The sequence below is a fragment of the Pseudoalteromonas marina genome (assembly GCF_000238335.3).
Taxonomy (GTDB): domain Bacteria; phylum Pseudomonadota; class Gammaproteobacteria; order Enterobacterales; family Alteromonadaceae; genus Pseudoalteromonas; species Pseudoalteromonas marina.
In genome coordinates, this window is sequence record NZ_AHCB03000007.1 from 361,669 (window position 1) to 380,577 (window position 18,909).

General features: G+C 39.5%; 18 protein-coding genes and 1 tRNA gene. 5 read left to right on the forward strand and 14 right to left on the reverse strand.

Features of this window, described 5'->3' with window-relative positions; translation table 11 throughout:
* Window positions 1-2: 2 nt before the first annotated feature.
* Window positions 3-968: a LysR family transcriptional regulator gene (locus PMAN_RS12870; protein ID WP_010556652.1), complete on the reverse strand. Its 966-nt coding sequence runs from the start codon at window positions 966-968 to the stop codon at window positions 3-5.
* 137 nt (window positions 969-1,105) lie between these two features.
* Between PMAN_RS12870 and PMAN_RS12875 the strand changes: the two genes are divergently transcribed.
* On the forward strand, window positions 1,106-1,921 hold the full coding sequence (locus PMAN_RS12875) for a DUF4437 domain-containing protein (protein WP_010556653.1): 816 nt from the start codon (window positions 1,106-1,108) through the stop codon (window positions 1,919-1,921).
* A 64-nt stretch (window positions 1,922-1,985) separates the two neighbouring features.
* On the opposite strand, the gene PMAN_RS12880 is transcribed toward PMAN_RS12875, so the two are convergent.
* The 4 genes from PMAN_RS12880 to PMAN_RS12895 all read right to left on the reverse strand — a co-directional run bounded on the left by PMAN_RS12880 (window position 1,986) and on the right by PMAN_RS12895 (window position 3,911).
* The gene (locus PMAN_RS12880; RefSeq protein WP_010556654.1) at window positions 1,986-2,567 is read right to left on the reverse strand and encodes a porin family protein; all 582 of its coding nucleotides are present in this window, start codon (window positions 2,565-2,567) and stop codon (window positions 1,986-1,988) included.
* A 196-nt stretch (window positions 2,568-2,763) separates the two neighbouring features.
* Window positions 2,764-2,840: transfer RNA gene (locus tag PMAN_RS12885), tRNA-Ile, on the reverse strand.
* A gap of 285 nt (window positions 2,841-3,125) precedes the next feature.
* Window positions 3,126-3,284: a YqaE/Pmp3 family membrane protein gene (locus PMAN_RS12890; protein ID WP_006791179.1), complete on the reverse strand. Its 159-nt coding sequence runs from the start codon at window positions 3,282-3,284 to the stop codon at window positions 3,126-3,128.
* 63 nt (window positions 3,285-3,347) lie between these two features.
* On the reverse strand, window positions 3,348-3,911 hold the full coding sequence (locus PMAN_RS12895) for a BON domain-containing protein (protein ID WP_006791180.1): 564 nt from the start codon (window positions 3,909-3,911) through the stop codon (window positions 3,348-3,350).
* A 320-nt stretch (window positions 3,912-4,231) separates the two neighbouring features.
* On the opposite strand from PMAN_RS12895, the gene PMAN_RS12900 reads away from it, so the two are divergent.
* Window positions 4,232-4,888, forward strand: a complete 657-nt coding sequence (locus PMAN_RS12900) for a LiaF domain-containing protein (protein ID WP_010556655.1) — start codon at window positions 4,232-4,234, stop codon at window positions 4,886-4,888.
* 55 nt (window positions 4,889-4,943) lie between these two features.
* On the opposite strand, the gene PMAN_RS12905 is transcribed toward PMAN_RS12900, so the two are convergent.
* Window positions 4,944-5,360: a VOC family protein gene (locus tag PMAN_RS12905; RefSeq protein WP_006791182.1), complete on the reverse strand. Its 417-nt coding sequence runs from the start codon at window positions 5,358-5,360 to the stop codon at window positions 4,944-4,946.
* Between the two features lie 248 nt (window positions 5,361-5,608).
* On the opposite strand from PMAN_RS12905, the gene suhB reads away from it, so the two are divergent.
* Entirely contained in the window at window positions 5,609-6,412 is an 804-nt protein-coding gene (suhB, locus tag PMAN_RS12910) for an inositol-1-monophosphatase (protein ID WP_006791183.1), read from the forward strand.
* A 62-nt stretch (window positions 6,413-6,474) separates the two neighbouring features.
* On the opposite strand, the gene PMAN_RS12915 is transcribed toward suhB, so the two are convergent.
* The 7 genes from PMAN_RS12915 to queA form a co-directional block, all read right to left on the reverse strand.
* Window positions 6,475-7,284 (reverse strand): substrate-binding periplasmic protein, encoded by an 810-nt coding sequence (locus tag PMAN_RS12915; protein WP_010556656.1) that lies wholly within the window; start codon window positions 7,282-7,284, stop codon window positions 6,475-6,477.
* Window positions 7,285-7,315: 31 nt separating this feature from the next.
* Window positions 7,316-9,085, reverse strand: a complete 1,770-nt coding sequence (locus PMAN_RS12920) for a GGDEF domain-containing protein (protein WP_010556657.1) — start codon at window positions 9,083-9,085, stop codon at window positions 7,316-7,318.
* Between the two features lie 128 nt (window positions 9,086-9,213).
* Window positions 9,214-10,167, reverse strand: a complete 954-nt coding sequence (secF, locus tag PMAN_RS12925; protein WP_010556658.1) for a protein translocase subunit SecF — start codon at window positions 10,165-10,167, stop codon at window positions 9,214-9,216.
* 9 nt (window positions 10,168-10,176) lie between these two features.
* Entirely contained in the window at window positions 10,177-12,036 is a 1,860-nt protein-coding gene (gene secD / locus PMAN_RS12930) for a protein translocase subunit SecD (RefSeq protein ID WP_006791187.1), read from the reverse strand.
* A 19-nt stretch (window positions 12,037-12,055) separates the two neighbouring features.
* Window positions 12,056-12,391, reverse strand: a complete 336-nt coding sequence (yajC, locus tag PMAN_RS12935; RefSeq protein ID WP_006791188.1) for a preprotein translocase subunit YajC — start codon at window positions 12,389-12,391, stop codon at window positions 12,056-12,058.
* Between the two features lie 25 nt (window positions 12,392-12,416).
* Window positions 12,417-13,544, reverse strand: a complete 1,128-nt coding sequence (gene tgt / locus PMAN_RS12940) for a tRNA guanosine(34) transglycosylase Tgt (RefSeq protein WP_006791189.1) — start codon at window positions 13,542-13,544, stop codon at window positions 12,417-12,419.
* Between the two features lie 184 nt (window positions 13,545-13,728).
* Window positions 13,729-14,760, reverse strand: a complete 1,032-nt coding sequence (queA, locus tag PMAN_RS12945) for a tRNA preQ1(34) S-adenosylmethionine ribosyltransferase-isomerase QueA (RefSeq protein WP_010556659.1) — start codon at window positions 14,758-14,760, stop codon at window positions 13,729-13,731.
* Window positions 14,761-14,953: 193 nt separating this feature from the next.
* Between queA and PMAN_RS12950 the strand changes: the two genes are divergently transcribed.
* Together PMAN_RS12950 and PMAN_RS12955 are read left to right on the forward strand one after the other, a co-directional pair.
* Window positions 14,954-17,470 (forward strand): EAL domain-containing protein, encoded by a 2,517-nt coding sequence (locus PMAN_RS12950; protein ID WP_010556660.1) that lies wholly within the window; start codon window positions 14,954-14,956, stop codon window positions 17,468-17,470.
* 194 nt (window positions 17,471-17,664) lie between these two features.
* Window positions 17,665-17,877 (forward strand): hypothetical protein, encoded by a 213-nt coding sequence (locus PMAN_RS12955; protein WP_008130474.1) that lies wholly within the window; start codon window positions 17,665-17,667, stop codon window positions 17,875-17,877.
* A gap of 30 nt (window positions 17,878-17,907) precedes the next feature.
* Here the strand turns inward: PMAN_RS12955 and PMAN_RS12960 are convergent, their stop codons facing one another.
* Window positions 17,908-18,837, reverse strand: coding sequence for a hydrogen peroxide-inducible genes activator (locus tag PMAN_RS12960; protein WP_006791193.1), 930 nt, complete (start codon window positions 18,835-18,837; stop codon window positions 17,908-17,910).
* Between the last annotated feature and the right edge of the window lie 72 nt (window positions 18,838-18,909).

Here is an 18,909-nt window from a genome sequence, read left to right on the forward strand (position 1 = left end):
ATTCAGGCCTTGTACTCATCATCACAAGGCCACTCGTCTTCAGTCAAAATATGCTTTGCCAATAGCGATGCCCTAAGAGCCATTATTTTACTTTTTAACTCATCACGTATCAGCCTTATTGCAGGCGAAATAAACTGCCGGCTCGGAAGCACTAACCACATTTCTGTTAAGGGTATTTTATAATCGGGTATTATTCGTTTGAGCTTACCGCTAAGCAAATCATCTGCTACATCAATGGCTGACTTTTTTGCAATCCCAGCACCATCAACACACCAGCGTCTAACAATATCACCATCGTTTACAGCTCTATCGCTGTTCATTTTAACTTTGTATTGCTGTGTATTATCATAAAACTCCCAATCAGCGTGCACTACTTCGTAAAGTTTGTAGAGTAATGCGTTGTGCTCGCTCAAATCGTTCGGCACTAACGGCTCGCCATTCAGTTTTAAGTAACTAGGTGAAGCGCACACCACGTGTGGAATATTACAAATTTTAAATCCATATAAATTAAGCTCCTCAGCTACACCTTTTTTCATCGCTCTTAATGCAACATCAATTCCATCACGATAAAAATCAGCACGGCTATCACTTGCATGCAATCTCAAAGTTATAGAACTATGAATATCCATAAGCTCATTAAGTAAAACACGCATTAAATTACGTCCCATTTCAGACGACACCGCCATTCGCACTTCGCCTGTAATACACTCCGGCTTTTCATTAATAGCCGCTTGCCCTTGCATTAGTAACCCAAGCGCCTGTTCGCATAATGGTAAGTAACGCTCACCTTCAGCGGTCAATCTTATCTTTCTAGTAGTGCGAACAAATAGTTGTGTACCAAGAGCTTGCTCTATTCGTTTAATAGAGACACTCGCTGCCGACGAGCTCATATCCAACTGATGCGCAGCCGCTGTTATTGATTGAAGCTGCGCAACTTTTAGTAATACGCGTAAATCTGCAATTTTCATATCCGCCCCTTTATAAAACTATTCGTTGATGCTGCCAATTATCCACGTTTTAACGAAACTGTATTAAACATTAGCCTGTTTATGGAATGAAAAATACTCACTATTGTGTCTCTATCCCAACGCAAAGGAAAATATTTATGAAATGTAGAATTGTTTCATCAGCTTTAATGCTCACAACTTCGCTTATATCTGTACCTACTTTTGCAGACGAGTACGAATCGAAAGTAATACCTGCGAACAAAGTAAAATGGGGCTATTTAAACCCATTAAGAGGCGAGCAAAGTCCCGGTGCAGCCGATTTATGGGGCGATCGTACCGCAGATACCGCAACAGGTATGCTAGTACGCTTTAAAAAAGGGTTCGAGTCCCCGCCGCATATTCATAACATTACTTACCGAGGTATCGTAATTGAAGGCCAAATGCACAATGACGACCCCACCGCTGAAAAAATGTGGATGCCTGCGGGATCATTTTGGACACAACCTGCCGGTGAAAACCATACTACTGCAGCCAATGGCACTACAAATCTAATTTACCTAGAAATAGACTCAGGCCCTTATTTAGTAAAACCAACAAACAAACAGTTTGATAATGGTGAACGCCCATTAAACGTACATAAAGACAACTTAGTTTGGCTAGACAAAAGCGACGTAAGCAATATTAATGCTGAAGGTGTACAAACAACCTACCTTTGGGGAGACACCGAGACAATGTACGGCTCAATGATAAAACTACCAGCCGGGTTTAAGGGGGAAATTAGCACAGATGCGGATGAGTTTCGTGCAGTGATAATTGCAGGCAACGTGCAATACAGCTCAAAAAGTAACTCACAAAACTTAAGTGCAGGTAGCTTTGTAGAATCTGCGGGTAAGTTCATTCACTCGCTTGAGAACACAAGCGATATACCAGCAACTATTTACATTCGCAGCAATGGCTTATACCACGTAAATTAGCGTGTTGTAGCTACGTAAAAACTAAAAAGCGCACTAATAAGTGCGCTCATTTAACTGCTTGTGATCAAAAGCTGTAACGTGCAGTTAAGCTAATATAATCTAAATCATCTATTGTGGTGTAGCTAGTACCTACAGATAAATTTGTATTCACATAGTAACGAGCACCTAAAGTGATAGCTGTTTCACTGTCGTCTGCAATATCAATGTAACTTAAGCGGCCATCAATTTCGATGCTATCAGTTAGCATTGATCTAACACCAACAGATAATCCATAGCCATTTTCATCATCCGACAAATCAGTACCGCTGAACGATACTTCAGTTTCAATGTTTTCGTACGTTACTAAACCATAAAAGTCAGTGCTTTCACTAATTGCAGTACGGTAACCCACGCCTGCGCTCAACCAATTTAGATCTACATCCAAACCATCTTCTGAGTCGCCTACAGTCTTATATTGACCAGACACAAAAAAGTTATCGTCTAGTAATTTACTACCATCAAGCGTCCAACCGTTTAAATCATCGCCATCAAGATCTGCATTTAAATAACCGCCAGACACATAATTAAAGTTAGGTGTTTCTGCAAATGCAGCAGGGGTGACAAAAACTGAGCTTAATAATAAGAGTGTGACTTTATTCATTTTCATGGTACTTCCTTTTAGATATATTTTAACAACATATTGTTGTACCCAATAAAATACACAGCTATATATTTGATTGCAATTAGAAATTTTATAGATTAATTAAAAATCAATATATCAACCAATAAAGGATAATAATGTAGAGCTTTGGGTTTTAAGTGCGTAAAAATTTAACAGGATTTACTTGGAAGGCTTTGAAAAGTGGTGGCCCCTCCCAGACTCGAACTGGGGACCTAACGATTATGAGTCGTGTGCTCTAACCAACTGAGCTAAGGGGCCAACTTTATATAACTGCAAGGCAGTTAATTTTTGAAGCGTTCAGCCACAGAGCGACTAAAGCGGGTTGCAGTATAAAAACTTTTTTAGGGCTTGTCACTACCAAAAACCTTTATTTTAACAATCAATAAGCTAACTGCTTAAATTGTAATCTTTTAAAGAGTGTGAATGGGTAAATTTGGGGAGTTTTAGGAAAATAAAGTAAAAATGATTAAAAATAATATTTATTAATAGAATGCGCTGAGCAATATTTACTTACAACTGGCGTAAACATAGCTCAGCTGCGCATTATTTTTTAGCAATAATATAAATTGCATGTATTAACCCAGGGAAGTAACCCAATAGCGTTAATAAAATATTAATCCAAAAATGCATACCTAAGCCCACTTGTAAAAAAACACCTAGTGGTGGTAGCAAAACAGACAGTATTATGCGAATGATATCCATTATTTAGCTCCTTCAAACAGTTAAAAACAAAAAGCCCAGCAATGCTGGGCTTTGAGTATAACGTTATTCAGCTACGATAGATAAGTTATCTACCACATCACGTACGTCTTCAGCATTTTTTGCAATTTCGATTGCTAATTGCTTTTCCGCTGATGATTCAACTGAGCCGTTTAATGTAACAACACCATTATCGGTATCTACATCAATATCGGTTCCACCTACTTCAGAATCAAATAGGAAACGTGTTGTAATAACGGTGGTGATTTTAGCGTCCGTTAGGTCGTTATCATCATCCATCATTTTAGAATCTGTGTGTTTAGCGCTCATGTTTTTAACAACGGTTAGGCTGTTTTCAACGTCCATGACGCCATCTAGACTAAGTACAAGCTCTTCTGCTAGCTCTTTCTCTACTTCGCTATCAACTTTACCTGTAAGTACTACCTTGCCATTTGTTACATCAGTGTTTATGTCAAAGTTGTTTAGGTCTGTGTTCATAAGAAGCACAGTTTCTGCCTTGCCATCAATCCAAGCATCTTTACTTTCGTTTTCCCAGCTGTTTGCTTGTGCACCCATTGCTGTTGTACCAAGAACTAACGCGGCGATAATAGATTTGTTAAATGTTTTCATAATCTTTCTCCTTTTGATTAAAGACACTTTAACTAATGCGAACATCAAGCCAACTTTATTTACTATTAAAAATCATAGGCTTAACGAAAAAAATAGACTCTTATAGGTTTAACGCATTTCCCCTATTTACAGGCAAGTGAGTAAAACTTTCTCAACGTGTGAAAATTACTAGATTATTGCTATTTTGGTTAATGTGTCGTTAATATAACAACTAAACAAAAAGCCTTTAAAAATTAAACTATTGATAATAAACAAAATTAATTTTGGTATAGGGTTTGCTTACTAGTTAACTAATTGCAAATACAATTAAGGAATGCCCCATGTCTGTAAAAGTTGAAGACCGCCCAATAGAGCAAGTACGCGAACAAGTGATTGATCAGTTAATTTATAACTATAGCCATGGCGTTATATCTGTTGAGGCATTTGAAAGACGATTAGACAAAGCAATGGATGCAAAAGACAATTCTGTGCTGCTTACGTTAGTAGAAGACTTAACACTTAATACCGACAAGCAATACAAAGCTGAAAAGCAATCGCAGTTTACGCCTAATTACAGTGCTCAACAAAATAGCGATGACGACATTACACTGCGCAGTATTTTGGGTTCAAACGAGCGAAGCGGACAATGGGTGGTTCCTAAAAATATTTACCTAAATAATTATATGGGCTCTGTGGTGCTTGATTTCACCGACGCTATCTTTACCCATCAAAACGTGACAATTCATGTTAATTGCATTTTTGGTAGCGACGAAATTTACGTACCCGAGCATGTTAATGTTGTGTCCAAAATGTTTTGTATTTTAAGTACGCTAGAAAACAAATCAGTAACGTTAAATAAGCGTCAAGGTCCTACCATTCATATTGAAGGCAAAGCGATACTAGGGTCGATTGAAGTAAAGATAAAACGTACCATAAAAGAAAAGTTCATGAGCTTTGCAAACGATTTAAAGTCACAGCTAGGGGTAAGCAGTAAATAAGTGCAACTGTATTTGCTTTAATATGGCTGCTTTTGGCAGCCATATAGTGGTGGGCTTAAAGATCATTATTTCGTTCTGCAGGTATATCCGACAAGTACTCTACAAACTCAACTTCAAAGCCCGAAGGGTCTCTGAAGTAGATATTTTTTCTAAATGGGTTTTCATTGCCTTGCTTATGAACTGAAAAACCCGCTTTATTTAAACGAGACACCGTATTATCTAAATTAGCCGTCACGTAAGCAAAGTGAGCAAACCCAACTTGATGCCCTGAAAGCGCCCTGTTTTCACCCTCACCATGATCGCTCATTGCTATGTATTGCGTGTCGTCACCAAAGTGGACCCAACGCCTTGGTTTTCCATACCATTCACCCCGCCCTTCACTTCGTATTACCCAGTGGGGAAAAATGGCTTGGTAAAAGCGAATCATGGTATCAATGTTTTTAACAACTAAATTTACGTGTTCTAAATACATACTGTTTCCTTGTGAGTTAATTTAAACACACAATAAAACCTCAAGTTAACTTTAGGTAAAGCGCTTTTTTTAAATTTTTAGTGGGTAATTAAAAATACACTTTTGTTTTAATTAAATGTGCAACACTTTCAAGACTGTACAAAAAACACCCACAAGTATTTAGGGTTTATTGTTTACTTTATGTCAAAAGTCGCTAAAATACGCCGGCTGAAAATACAAACGTTCTTTTACAACCCAAAGGTAACTCCATGCATCCAATGTTAAACATTGCGGTTCGCGCTGCGCGTAACGCAGGCAAAATTTTACTTCGCGCTGGCGAAGATTTATCAAAAGTTGAAGTGCAACAAAAAGGCGCTAACGACTTAGTAACTAATATTGATAAAGAAGCCGAAGCCGTAATCCGTGACACTATTTTACAGTCTTACCCTACTCACTCTGTTGTGGGCGAAGAACTAGGTGAGCACAAAGGCAAGGATGATGATTACCAATGGATTGTAGATCCTATCGATGGAACAACAAACTTCATCAAAGGTATTCCACATTACGCAATCTCTATTGCACTTAAAGTTAAAGGTCGTTTAGACCAAGCCGTTATTTATGATCCGATTCGTGGTGAACTTTTCACTGCATCTAAAGGTCAAGGCGCACAACTTAACAGCAAACGTTTACGCGTGAGTAAAACAACTGTTCTTGCTGGTACAGTATTAGCAACGGGCTTCCCTTTTAAGCATAAACAACATACAGATGCATACACTGAAGCGTTTAAAGCGTTATTTGTTCACACTGCAGATATTCGTCGCGCAGGTTGTTCTGCATTAGACATGGCGTATGTTGCTGCTGGCCGTGTTGATGGCTTTTTTGAAATTGGCTTAAAACCTTGGCACTCTGCTGCAGGCGAGCTTATGGTTAAAGAAGCGGGTGGTATGGTTGTCGATTTTGCTGGTGGTAATAACTACAACCACAGTGGCAATATCATCTGTGGTGCGCCAAAACTGACTCAAGCTATTATTCGTGAAATTCGTCCAGTGTTAACTGAGTCGTTACTTCGCTAATAAATTGCTTTTACCAATATAATTGGTGCAACAAAAAAGGAGCCTAGGCTCCTTTTTTGTTGTTAAAAATATGGGTTTATTAGCTTAATCTCTATAGTTTCCCCCTTTGTATAAGGAAGGGAATTTAAATCTGTAGCAAAGTACTCATAAAATAACGCATCAAACTCGCCGTTTTGCTGCATTATTTTTATTCCTTGCTCAACCGCTTTAGCTAACTCAGGCTTATCCTTAGACACAAAATAATATAGCGCTGTTGGGTAGCTAATATATAAATTAGGCACAATACGTAAATTTTTGTGATCTCGCTCTAAAAGCTCAGAATTTACTTCAATAAATGATCGCGGAAAGTAATCTATGCGGCCTTGGCTAGTAAGCGCAAACATGGCTTTTAAGTTTGATAATGGCCTCACGTTTAAACCATTATTAACCAATATGCGTGTATCAGGCCAATCATGCCCCTGTACCGAGCTCAGTTTTGATAATTGCTCAAGCGTTTTTATGTCTTTAAATTTATCTAAATTCTGTTTATTTGTAACTAATGCTCTTTTGCCTATATACCCTTTGAACAATGGAATTTTAATGGCTGTGGCTAATGACTCTCGTTCAGGGCTGCTCATACTCCAATATAAATCAAGCGAGCCATCATCAAGTGACATTAAATTGCGTTGCTGATGCGGGTGTACAGCAACACGTTCTATTTCGGCAGGATACTGGGCTCTTATCAATGCCTTGGTTAGCATGTCATTGAGGTAATCATCACGGGCAAAATGCGCATGTTGATCTTTCGGAATTTTTACAATATTAACTTCGCTTGCTACAACACTTCCAATAAACAAGCTCACTACACATACGATACACTTTAATGGCAACATCATGATCACCTATTAGTAAATTACCTTTTTACTATTTGCTAATCGCTACTACTGGAGGCGCTGGGCGCCTTCGCTTGCATGTAAAAAGATAGCTATGACGAAATCGTTTGGCTTCTTTTTTCGCATCCGTTGCTAATGCAGCAACCTGATGACTATTTTTACACTGCTGTAAATCGGGTTCAACTAATCCTATTGATAAGGTAAGTAAAGGTACAAACTGCTTTTCACCTTCACGATTTGTAGCCCAATACCCTTTGCTAGCTATGTGATTGGGCGTAAAAAAAGCACGAGAACGATGTTCAAACTGTTCAATAATACGGTTACAAATACTTACCGCATCGCTTTGGTCAAAAACAACCATAAAGTCGTCACCACCAATGTGTCCTACAAAGTTAGCACTATTTGTACAGGCTTGCACTGTTACATCAGCCAATAATTTAATGACACTATCACCACTCGCGTAGCCATAAAGATCGTTAAACTGTTTAAAGTGATTCAGGTCAATATAAGCAAGATGAAATTTATTTTTATTACGTAACCTATGCTCTATAGCTTCGTTAATTGCAACATTGCCTGGCAACATTGTTAGCGGATTTGCATGTTGTGCGTGGCGAATTTTTTCTTCTGTTATATGTTTTAAAATGTCTCTTAGTGGCGCAAGCCCTAAATAATTGCCGCCTCTAGTAATAACAATATGGCGCCTAATATCGAAGTCTTGCTCAGTTATTTGCTTACTCACCGTATCTAGCTTTTGGTCTTCATCAACAATTAGGGGTTGTTTATCCATTAACTCTATAACAGGGCGCTTATCATAAAGAGCATGACCATAGGGTGCTGCAAATACCTCGGTAAGTTGGTCTTTATGTAGTAGGCCCACTGGCTGACCCTGTTGATTAATTACAGGTATGCTAATAATGGCTTTGTCTTGCTCAAAGAGTAAATGAGCGTCTTTGCATCGGGTATCACTTGCTATGGCCTTTTGTGGTTGGCTTAGCGCGCCAATCGCCATTGACTGGTCAAACTGATCACATAATTTAAATGTAAGTGCTTGTATTTGAGCAGAGCTAAAATCACGACTTGGTTGCAAGTTCGGTCGTTCAAATAAAAAACCTTGTACATTATTAATGCCTAAACTTTCAACCAGAGCGAGTTCCTCAGAGCGCTCAATGCCTTCTGCAATCACTAAGGTGTTTGTTGCTTTAGCTAAAACAATAATTGATTTTAAAAACTCCTTTTTAACCTCACTCTGATCGCAATGATCGATAAAATAACGATCTATTTTTACATAGTCAGGACGCAGTGCAGACCACTGCTTTAAGCCAGAGTACCCAGCTCCTAAATCATCAATTGCAATGGTAAAACCGAGCTCTCGGTAATGCGCAATGGTTTTAAGTAATAAGTCGTCGTTATCTACTTTGTCTTGCTCTGTTACTTCTATAACAACACGATTAGTCGCTAAACCAAACTGCTCGGTTAGGTGGCGTGTTTCGCCTTTTGGGTGGCAAGGGTCTAGTAGCGTTTTTGGGCTCACATTTAAAAAAAGCTTACCTTGCAAATTTAGCTTAACAAAGTTTTCTATTGCCTTTGAGCGGCATAGTAGCTCTAGCTCAGAAATAAGGCCCTCTTGATGCGCAGCTTTAAAGAGCATATTGGGCATTTCTAATGGGCTATTTTGTGGACCACGGCTAAGCGCCTCGTAACCAAGAATGAGCTGACCAGATATATCTAAAATAGGCTGAAATAACGTGGTTACTTCCCCACTATCTAAAATAGCCTCTAAGGCTTGTCGTTGAAGGGTCACTACTGGCTCAATTATTATTTTAAATAGAGCAACAAAATATCAATTCTGTATGACATTTTTATTTCAAGCCCCTATATTACAGGCAATAAAAAACCGCTCATAGAGCGGTTTTTTTAATGCATTTAAGATTATGGCATTGCCATCGGATCTTGATCTGCACCTTCTTTTTCTATCACTTCTGGTATTAAATCTTCTTTACTAACTCCCATTGCAAGTGCAACCGAGCTTGCAACATATACAGAAGAATATGTACCAATAAATACACCAAACAATAATGCAGTAGCAAAACCATGAATGGTTTGTCCACCCCATACAAACAATGCAATCAATACCAAAATTGTGGTGATTGATGTAACAAGTGTACGGTTAAGTGTTTGCGTAAGTGAAATATCAATAATTTCAACGGTATCGTCGATGCGTACTTTACGGAAATTTTCACGAATACGGTCAGATACAACAATAGTATCGTTGAGTGAGTAACCGATTACCGCCAATATTGCCGCTAATATAGTTAAATCAAACTCTAAACCCAGTACTGAAAACAAACCTAAAGTGATAATTACATCGTGTAATAGTGCGCCTACAGCACCCACAGCAAAACGCCATTCAAAACGAAATGCAACGTAAATTAAGATACAAATAAGTGCAGTTAACATGGCTAGGCCACCCTGCTCTTTTAAGTCTTCACCGACACTTGGGCCAACAAACTCAATACGACGCATGACTACGCTGTCATCCGCTTTTTTCAGTGCATCAATTACTTGGTTACCAATTACTTCAGCTTTAACATCGCTTCCACGTGGAGCTAAGCGCACTAATATATCTTGGCTCGAACCAAATAGCTGCACTGATGCATCAGCAAAGCCATTTTCACCAAGTACATTACGCACTTTTTTAAGATCAGCCGGTTGAGAAAAACCCACTTCTACCGCGGTGCCGCCGGTAAAATCAAGACCAAAATTTAAGCCCTTCATAAACATTGATACTATCGACGCTACAATTAATAGCGTAGAAAAGCCCATTGCCACTTTTCGAAGAGACATGAAACGAAGGGTTCTGCTACCCAAACTTAAAATTTGCATGTCTGCTCCTTAAATAGAAAGTTTATCAATGCGTTTACCACCAATAAATAAGTTGATCACCGCTCGGGTACCAACAATGGCTGTAAACATTGAAGTTAAAATACCAATAGCTAATGTAACGGCAAAGCCTGCAATTGGGCCCGTGCCCACTGCAAACAATATAACTGCCGCAATTAACGTAGTGATATTGGCATCAAATATAGTACTGAATGCGCTATCGTAACCAAAATGAACAGCTTGTTGAGGGCTACGACCATCGGCCAGCTCTTCACGAATACGTTCAAAAATAAGTACGTTAGCATCAACCGCCATACCAACTGTCAGTACAATACCTGCAATACCCGGCAAGGTTAACGTAGCGCCTGGAATAAGTGACATTATGCCAACAATAAGCACCAAGTTAGCAGCAAGCGCTAAGTTAGCCACTAAGCCAAACCCTTTGTAATAAATAAGCATAAAGGCAAGTACAAACGCAAAACCAAGTGCAACCGCAGTCATACCTGCTTCAATGTTTTCTTGGCCTAAGCTTGGCCCCACTGTACGCTCTTCAACAATTTGAATTGGCGCAACAAGTGCACCTGCGCGAAGCAGTAAACTTAAGTTATGTGCTTCAGCTGGGTTATCAATACCTGTAATACGAAAAGAGCGGTCTAAACGAGCTTGAATTGTTGCCACGTTAATAACCTCTTCTACCTTAATAGGTGGAAGTGCTTTACCGTTTTCGTCTTTTTTACCTGATGGTTTGTATTCAATAAATACCGTTGCCATACGCTTGCCAATAGCACGCTTAGTAAAGGCATTCATTTTTGAACCGCCTTTGCTGTCGAGTGAAATGCTTACTTGTGGGCGTTGGTATTCATCTGCGCCAGATTGCGCGCCAGTGATATGGCTACCTTCAAGAATGATGCGTTTTTTAAGTACCACAGGGTAACCGTCGCGGCTCATGATCATTTCAGTGCCGGCAGGGATACGGCCTTGAGCGGCAGCGCTTGGATCGGCGTTTTCGTCTACTTCACGAAATTCAAGCGTTGCTGTCGCACCTAAAATTTCTTTAGCACGAGCGGTATCTTGCACACCGGGTAATTGCACAATAATACGTTCAGCACCCTGGCGCTGTACGTTTGGCTCTGCAACACCAATTTGGTTGATACGATTACGAATGATTGTTTCGTTTTGCTTGATGGCGTAGTCACGAATCTCTTTCAGCTTTTGCTCACTCATAGTGGCAAAAAATGCATTATCGTTACTGCTGTCATCAATGTATACGTTAAGTGGGTAACGAGATTCTAAAAAGCGCTCTGCAGCATTTTTATCTTCTTCATTACGCATTTCAACACGCATACGGTCAGAGCCAGCCACGCGACGAACGCTGCGATAACGAAGTTTTTCTTCGCGTAAATCGCTACGGAAATCTTGCTCCATTTGCTCAAGCTGGTTATCAACCGCTGTTGCCATGTCGATTTCCATGGTGAAATGTACGCCACCACTTAAATCTAGACCTAACTTCATTGGATTTCCGCCAAGGGATTTTAACCAAAGAGGTTGAGCCGGCGCCATATTAATGGCTGAAATGTAATCGTCACTTAGCGAGTCACGCAATAAATCTTGTGCTTTTAATTGCTCTTCAACATTTTTAAAACGAACAAGTATTTGCCCGCCTTCAAGCTTAGTTGATTTAACTGCTACGTTATGTTTTTTAAGGGTTGCGTTTACTTTGTCTACTACACTGAGATCAACATCAGCACCTTTAGCGCCCGAAACTTGTATAGCCGGGTCACGGCCATACAAGTTTGGAGAGGCATATAAAAGGCCAATGGCAACCACAGCTAAAACAAGTAAATACTTCCACACTGGAAACTTGTTTAACACGGGGTCGTCCTTATTATTTTTATAGCGACTTCATTGTGCCTTTTGGCAATACAGCAGATACAGACGCTTTTTGAACTGTAACTTCTGCTTGCTCATTTAAAGAGATAACGATGAAATCTTTATCTTCTGCAATTTTAACAATTTTACCTACTAAACCACCTTGGGTTAGTACTTCATCGCCTTTAGCCATCGCATTCATTAAGCCTTTATGCTCTTTAACACGCTTAGCTTGTGGGCGGTAAATTAAAAAGTAAAAAACTAAACCGAAAATAGCTAACATGATTAGCATTTCCATGCCGCCACCGGCTGCAGGTGCGCCAGCTGATGCGTGTGCGTTTGAAATAAATAAACTCATAATACTTCCTCTTTAAATTTAAAGTTTAATTTTTTATATCTGCAAGCTCTGGCACTTCTTGGCCGCGGCGAGCGTAAAAATCTTTTACAAATTCTTCTAGTTTACCTTCGCTAATTGCATTGCGCAGGCCTTCCATAACACGCTGATAGTAACGTAAGTTATGTATTGTGTTTAGTCGTGCACCTAAAATTTCGTTACATTTATCAAGGTGATGTAAATAAGCACGCGAGTAATTTTTACACGTATGGCAATCACAATCAGGGTCGAGTGGACCGGTATCTGTTTTGTGCACTGCGTTACGTATTTTAATAATACCAGTGGTAATAAATAAGTGACCATTACGTGCATTACGCGTCGGCATAACACAGTCAAACATATCTATGCCACGGCGTACCGATTCAACCAAATCTTCTGGCTTGCCAACACCCATTAAGTAACGCGGCTTATTTTCAGGCATTTTGTACGCACAATGATCAAGAATATTCATCATTTCGTTTTTAGGTTCACCAACTGATAAACCACCCAATGCATAGCCGTCAAAGCCAATTTCTTCTAAACCGGCTTGTGATTGTGCACGTAATTCTGGGTACATACCACCTTGAATAATACCAAATAACGCAGAAGGGTTATCGCCGTGACCTTCTTTTGAGCGTTTAGCCCAACGAAGAGACAACTCCATAGAGTCTTTAGCTTCTTTTTCAGTAGCAGGGTATGGTGTACATTCGTCAAATATCATTACAATATCTGACCCTAAATCACGTTGCACTTCCATTGATTTTTCTGGCGACATCATTATTTGGTCACCGTTTACAGGTGACTGAAACAAAACACCTTCTTCGGTAATTTTACGCATTGCGCCAAGACTAAATACTTGGAAGCCGCCTGAGTCAGTTAAAATTGGGAAGTCCCAATTCATAAAGTCGTGCAAATCACCGTGCTGCTTAATAATTTCAGTACCAGGGCGAAGCATTAAGTGAAAGGTATTACCTAAACAAATTTGCGCACCTGTTGCTTTAACTTCATCAGGTGTCATGCCTTTAACAGTACCGTAAGTACCTACTGGCATAAATGCAGGTGTTTCTATTACACCACGGTCAAAAATCAAGCGGCCACGGCGCGCTTTACCGTCGGTGCGGTCTAATTCAAATTTCATATCATCCTCAATGTCGGAAAAACAGTCCAACAAGCTATAATTTAACCGCTCGATTCTACCCTTTTTGCACTGCTAATACTATTAGCTGCGGTAAATTCGCTCGTTATAATCATATGCAACTAAAAACCCCAGCAAGTATGCTGGGGTTGAGTGTTAGTTATATTTGATAATAAATAAAACAGCGCTATTTACGTGTTAAAAACATAGCATCGCCATAACTAAAAAAGCGATATTTTTGTTCTATTGCTGTATTGTAGGCACCCATTATGTTGTCTTGTCCGCTGAACGCACTCACCAACATAATTAACGTTGACTCAGGTAAATGAAAATTAGTGACCATGGCATCGACGACATTAAATTGGTAACCCGGAAAAATAAAGATATCGGTATCGCCAAAGTAAGTATCTAATTTACCGCCATGTATTTTTGCAGCTGATTCGAGCGAACGCATTGATGTAGTACCAACAGCAATCACTCGCCCACCGCTCGCTTTAGTCTGTGCTACAGCGTCCACAACATCTTGTGGTACTTCAATGTATTCTGAATGCATTACGTGTTCGTCAATGGTTTCTACACGTACTGGCTGAAATGTACCTGCGCCTACGTGTAAAGTGACAAAGGCCATGTTTACACCTTTATTTTTTAGCGCAGCCATAAGCGGCTCGTCAAAATGTAAACCCGCTGTAGGTGCTGCCACAGCCCCTGGTTTTTCACCATATACTGTTTGATAACGTTCGCGGTCAGCTTCGTCATCTGGTCTATCGATATAAGGCGGTAACGGCATGTGACCTATATCGTTAAGTGTATCGAGTACATTTTTGCTGTGATCAAATTCCAGCTCAAATAAGGTGTCGTGACGGGCAATCATAGTGGCTTTAGCTTTGCCTTCTAAGATAACCTCATTGCCTGGTTTTAATGATTTACTTGCACGAACATGAGCAAGCACACGGTGTTCATCCAATACTCGTTCTACAAGTACCTCAACCTTACCGCCCGATGCTTTTTGGCCAAACATACGTGCTGGTATTACTCGCGTATTATTAAAAATGAGTAAGTCGTTTTCGTTAACTAGCTCAAGAATATCACTAAATACTTTATGGCTTATCTCCCCTGTTGGACCATCGAGGCTTAATAAGCGGCTACTCGTACGATCTTTTTTAGGAAAGCGAGCAATTAATTCATCGGGTAAGTCAAAACTAAAGTCAGCTACGCGCATAGTTGGTAATCCACATCATTAAAAATCGCGCCAAGTGTATATCTATCGTCAATTAAGCTCAAGAAGCCAATCCAACTACTGTAAACCTGAGCATCCTTCTATTCGGGGGGATTATTCAAATCTACTTGTTCTTACTAACAAAACTTATTACCCTTAGTAATGGTAGTAAATTACGATTTTTAGGATCTCCTGCGTGGCAGAACAATTAAATTTGCTGATTTTAAATGCAAGCCGTGCTGAGCGCAGGGTGATTAAAGATACTTTAAAAAAGCTTGACGTATTTAGCTTTATTGAAGCAAATGATAGCCAGGAAGCTCTTAAAACTCTTAAGCAACAACCAGTTGATATTATTATCACTGGATTAAATGTGGGTAAAATAGACGGTTGGCGTTTTTCTCGTATGATTCGCTCAGGGCTATTGAAAACCCCTAAAAACACCCCTATTTTGTTGATGCCCCCAACTTACTGCGAACGAATTGCAGAAACAACCGCCCGAAGTTATGGAATCGATGCTGTTTTACCGTTTGAAAACCAAGATATGCTACCGCAAGTTCTAGCTAATGTTTTATCTACACATTTAGAAAAAAGCAGTCGACTAAACCTACTTTTGTTAGAGCCCCACGCAAATAAAGCGGAGTCGATAACTGAAGAACTAAAACTAAATTTTGCTATTACACATGTCACAACGTGTAAAGCCGCACTGAACCAGTACAACCAACAACAATTCTCAATCGTACTACTTGATACCACACAAGAAAAAGCAGATGAATCTAGCCTACTTGTCGAAAATATTTTACAACATAACCCAAAGCAAGCCATTGTTACTATTATAGATAACCCTGATGCAGATTATGCAGAACAGCTTTTGTTATCGGGTGTAACCGATTTTATTCGCGCCCCTTACGAACCTTCATTTTTAAATAAAGTATGTGATCATGCCGCTCGTCGAGAAGACTTTATGGTGAGCTACGCTGAATTTGCTCAAAAAGTAGAGCAGTTAAGCGTCAGCGAAGTGAAATACAAAGAGCTATTCTCAGCTCATCAGCGCATATTATTGCATCTTAATACTGTTGTTCTTGAGCTCGACCAGTTAGGAAAAATTCGCTTTATAAATCCAGCTTGGGAAACCTTAAGTGGTTTTGGCGTTAAAACAAGCCTGCAAAAAAGCCTAACGCAATTTTATACTGGTGAATGTCAGATAAAGCTCAAAGCAACCATCGACGATATACTCGGTGGTGGGAACGATCATCAGCAAATAGAAATAAAACTCCAACATAAAAACGGTGGCCAAATTTGGGTTGAATGTAGGTTGCAGCTAATTAAAAACAGACGCAATAATGCAACGATCACTGTCACTATTGATAACATTCACGAGCGTAAGCAAGCCGAACTTCAATTACGCCACCTTGCGCTGCATGATCCATTAACTGGCCTACACAACCGATACCACTTTGACCAAGAGCTAAGTCGTATTTGTAAACCCAAACATACTCACAGCGATGTTGAGCATGCCTTGATTTACATTGACCTTGATCATTTTAAAATTATTAATGATAGCCAAGGTCATCATCAAGGCGACTTGGTGTTAAAAGATGTGGCTCAGCTGTTTAAAGACAACATTGAAAAAGAACACTTAGTATGTCGCATTGGTGGCGATGAATTTGCCGTCATTCTAAAAAATATGAACCTACTCGATGCGCACCTTATTGCAGAAGGTGTCTGTAGTGCCATAGAGCAGCATACCTTTAAGTCAAACGAGCAAAGCTACACAATAAGCTGCTCTATCGGCTTAACGCAAATTACAGTAAACAATAACGACCCTAATGAGTGTTTAAAACAAGCCGACATTGCTTTGTATATTGCAAAAAACTTAGGCCGTAACTTAGTACATTGCTATTCAAAAGAAGATGCGCACAACAATACACTTCAAACAGGTCTTGAGTGGGGACACGAAATCCGCCAAGCACTTCAACAGAATAATATTGAATTGCATTACCAGCCTATATGGGATTTTAAAGCAGAAAAAGTTGCTTACTTTGAGGCACTATTGCGCTTAAAGCATGAAGGCACTCTTATTTACCCTAATCAGTTTATTCCGTCTCTAGAAATGCTTAACGACACCTTTTTAATGGATCAGTGCGTAATTAGAAATGCAATTGCCAGTGTTGCAAAATACCCTCAACTTAGCCAAGTTGCTATTAATCTATCTGCACAATCATTCTTAGATGAACGGCTGCTACCACTCATTGAGTCGAACCTTGAAAAATACAATGTTCCCGCCACACGGATTATTTTTGAGATCACCGAATCCGCAAGCATAAATAACATACAAGCTACACGTAAGATGATTGATAAACTTAACTCTTTAGGGTGTCACTTCTCAATAGACGATTTTGGGACTGGCTTTAGTACCTTTAGTTACCTAAAACAGCTGCCTGCTCAACATGTGAAAATAGATGGCTCGTTTGTTCGCGACATGCTTAATGACCCAATAGACCTTGCTTTAGTAAAGGCTATTAACGATATCAGCCGCTCACTTAATAAATATTCTGTTGCGGAATACGTTGAAAATAGAGAATTATTTACTACTTTAAGAGACATTGGTGTCGACTACGGACAAGGCTACTTTATTGCTCGCCCCGTTCCTGTTGAAAAAATAAATGATGAGCTTGAAAAAATTTATCAAAATAAAAGTATTTACCAACAGTAGCCTAGGTTAAAACTAACAAATTCGAACAATTTAACGTCACTTTTTTCTTCCATTATTTTCTTTCTTGCCTATACTTTCTTTATCAGATAAAGAGGATGTCATGTAATTTAAAGGATTACGCTGTATAAACATGACATCAACCCCCAGTCAATACATGGTTGATTACAAGTTACAAGGGTTTTAGGGAGGAAGGTATGGCGCAACTAGTTATATTATTACTGATAATTCACCTTATTATTGCGTACCAATGTTACAGGTATTCAAGTTTAAAAGGTTACCCCGTCAAAGTATTTACCGTATTAGGATGCGTGCCCTACTTTAATGTAGTGGTATGGATTTACTTACTTTTTTTACCTGAACTGGAGCCATTTGAAAGCCATGTTCAACGTCAAAAGCAGCCATTGTAGGCTGCTTTAATTTTTTAATAGCGGTTAACTTTAATTGCTTGGCTCATTAAAATTTAAACTACATTGGCGTTGTAAAAACACCTCAAGCTGCTGGCTAAACAATTTAAAATCGCGAATACGTCCTGTAGTTTTTCGCCAAAGAATACCAATATCTCTGTAAGCATCGCTTTGCGACGGTGTGGCTACCATCTGTTTATTTTCTAAAATACCGGCATTAATGGCCATTTGTGGTAAAAAGGTCACCCCGAGCTGGTGTTCAACCATACTGAGTAATGTATGTAAGCTGGCCGCTTCAAATGGGTTAATACAGCTTGAGCGGTTTAAATGGCACGCACTCAGCGCGTGACCCGTCATACAGTGCTCTCGCTCTAGCAAAAACACACTGGCATCAGGTAATAGGTTAAAGTCTTCTACGCCCTTTGCAGGCATATAATCTTTATGGTGCACTAAGCTAAAATGATCTTTTGCTAAAATTTGGGTATGGAACTTGTCGGTTGCATACGGTAATGCCAGTAACGCTAAGTCAATGTGCCCATGCTCTAGCTTATCCAGTAATTTGTCGCTGGTATCCTCAATTAGTACCAACTCTAATTCACAAAAAGTTTGCTGACAAAAGTGATACAAAGGCGCTGCAATAAAGCTTGCAATAGTAGGAATAACGCCAACGGTTAACTTACCGCTAAGGGGCGTTAAAAAGCTTTTTGTAAGCTCTTTTAAACTGATAGTGTCGTTGATTATTTTTCGTGAACGCTCAACAACCTCTTCACCTATGCTTGTAAACATAAGACTTCGGTTTTCACGCTCAATAAGTTGGCAACCTAGCGTTTCTTCAAGGTTTTGAATGGCACTGCTTAGTGTCGACTGGCCAATAAAGCAGGCACTGGCTGCACGGCCAAAATGCTGATGCTGATGAACAGCGAGTAAATACTGAAGCTGTTTAATACTTGGAAGATTGGTCATTTTTTCTTTCCACAAATAAAAAGACCCCAATACCTAGGGCATTGAGATCTTTTCAAGCTAAAAGTCTTTTAG

Excerpts from the sequence above, each read along its gene's own strand:
- suhB (WP_006791183.1), top strand. The coding sequence starts at position 5,609 with ATGCATCCAATGTTAAACATTGCGGTTCGCGCTGCGCGTAACGCAGGC.
- PMAN_RS12870 (WP_010556652.1), bottom strand. The coding sequence starts at position 968 with ATGAAAATTGCAGATTTACGCGTATTACTAAAAGTTGCGCAGCTTCAA.
- yajC (WP_006791188.1), bottom strand. The coding sequence starts at position 12,391 with ATGAGTTTATTTATTTCAAACGCACACGCATCAGCTGGCGCACCTGCA.
- PMAN_RS12890 (WP_006791179.1), bottom strand. The coding sequence starts at position 3,284 with ATGGATATCATTCGCATAATACTGTCTGTTTTGCTACCACCACTAGGT.
- PMAN_RS12900 (WP_010556655.1), top strand. The coding sequence starts at position 4,232 with ATGTCTGTAAAAGTTGAAGACCGCCCAATAGAGCAAGTACGCGAACAA.
- PMAN_RS12880 (WP_010556654.1), bottom strand. The coding sequence starts at position 2,567 with ATGAAAATGAATAAAGTCACACTCTTATTATTAAGCTCAGTTTTTGTC.
- PMAN_RS12915 (WP_010556656.1), bottom strand. The coding sequence starts at position 7,284 with ATGTTGCCATTAAAGTGTATCGTATGTGTAGTGAGCTTGTTTATTGGA.
- PMAN_RS12955 (WP_008130474.1), top strand. The coding sequence starts at position 17,665 with ATGGCGCAACTAGTTATATTATTACTGATAATTCACCTTATTATTGCG.
- PMAN_RS12895 (WP_006791180.1), bottom strand. The coding sequence starts at position 3,911 with ATGAAAACATTTAACAAATCTATTATCGCCGCGTTAGTTCTTGGTACA.
- PMAN_RS12905 (WP_006791182.1), bottom strand. The coding sequence starts at position 5,360 with ATGTATTTAGAACACGTAAATTTAGTTGTTAAAAACATTGATACCATG.
- PMAN_RS12875 (WP_010556653.1), top strand. The coding sequence starts at position 1,106 with ATGAAATGTAGAATTGTTTCATCAGCTTTAATGCTCACAACTTCGCTT.
- secF (WP_010556658.1), bottom strand. The coding sequence starts at position 10,167 with ATGCAAATTTTAAGTTTGGGTAGCAGAACCCTTCGTTTCATGTCTCTT.
- PMAN_RS12960 (WP_006791193.1), bottom strand. The coding sequence starts at position 18,837 with ATGACCAATCTTCCAAGTATTAAACAGCTTCAGTATTTACTCGCTGTT.
- queA (WP_010556659.1), bottom strand. The coding sequence starts at position 14,760 with ATGCGCGTAGCTGACTTTAGTTTTGACTTACCCGATGAATTAATTGCT.
- tgt (WP_006791189.1), bottom strand. The coding sequence starts at position 13,544 with ATGAAATTTGAATTAGACCGCACCGACGGTAAAGCGCGCCGTGGCCGC.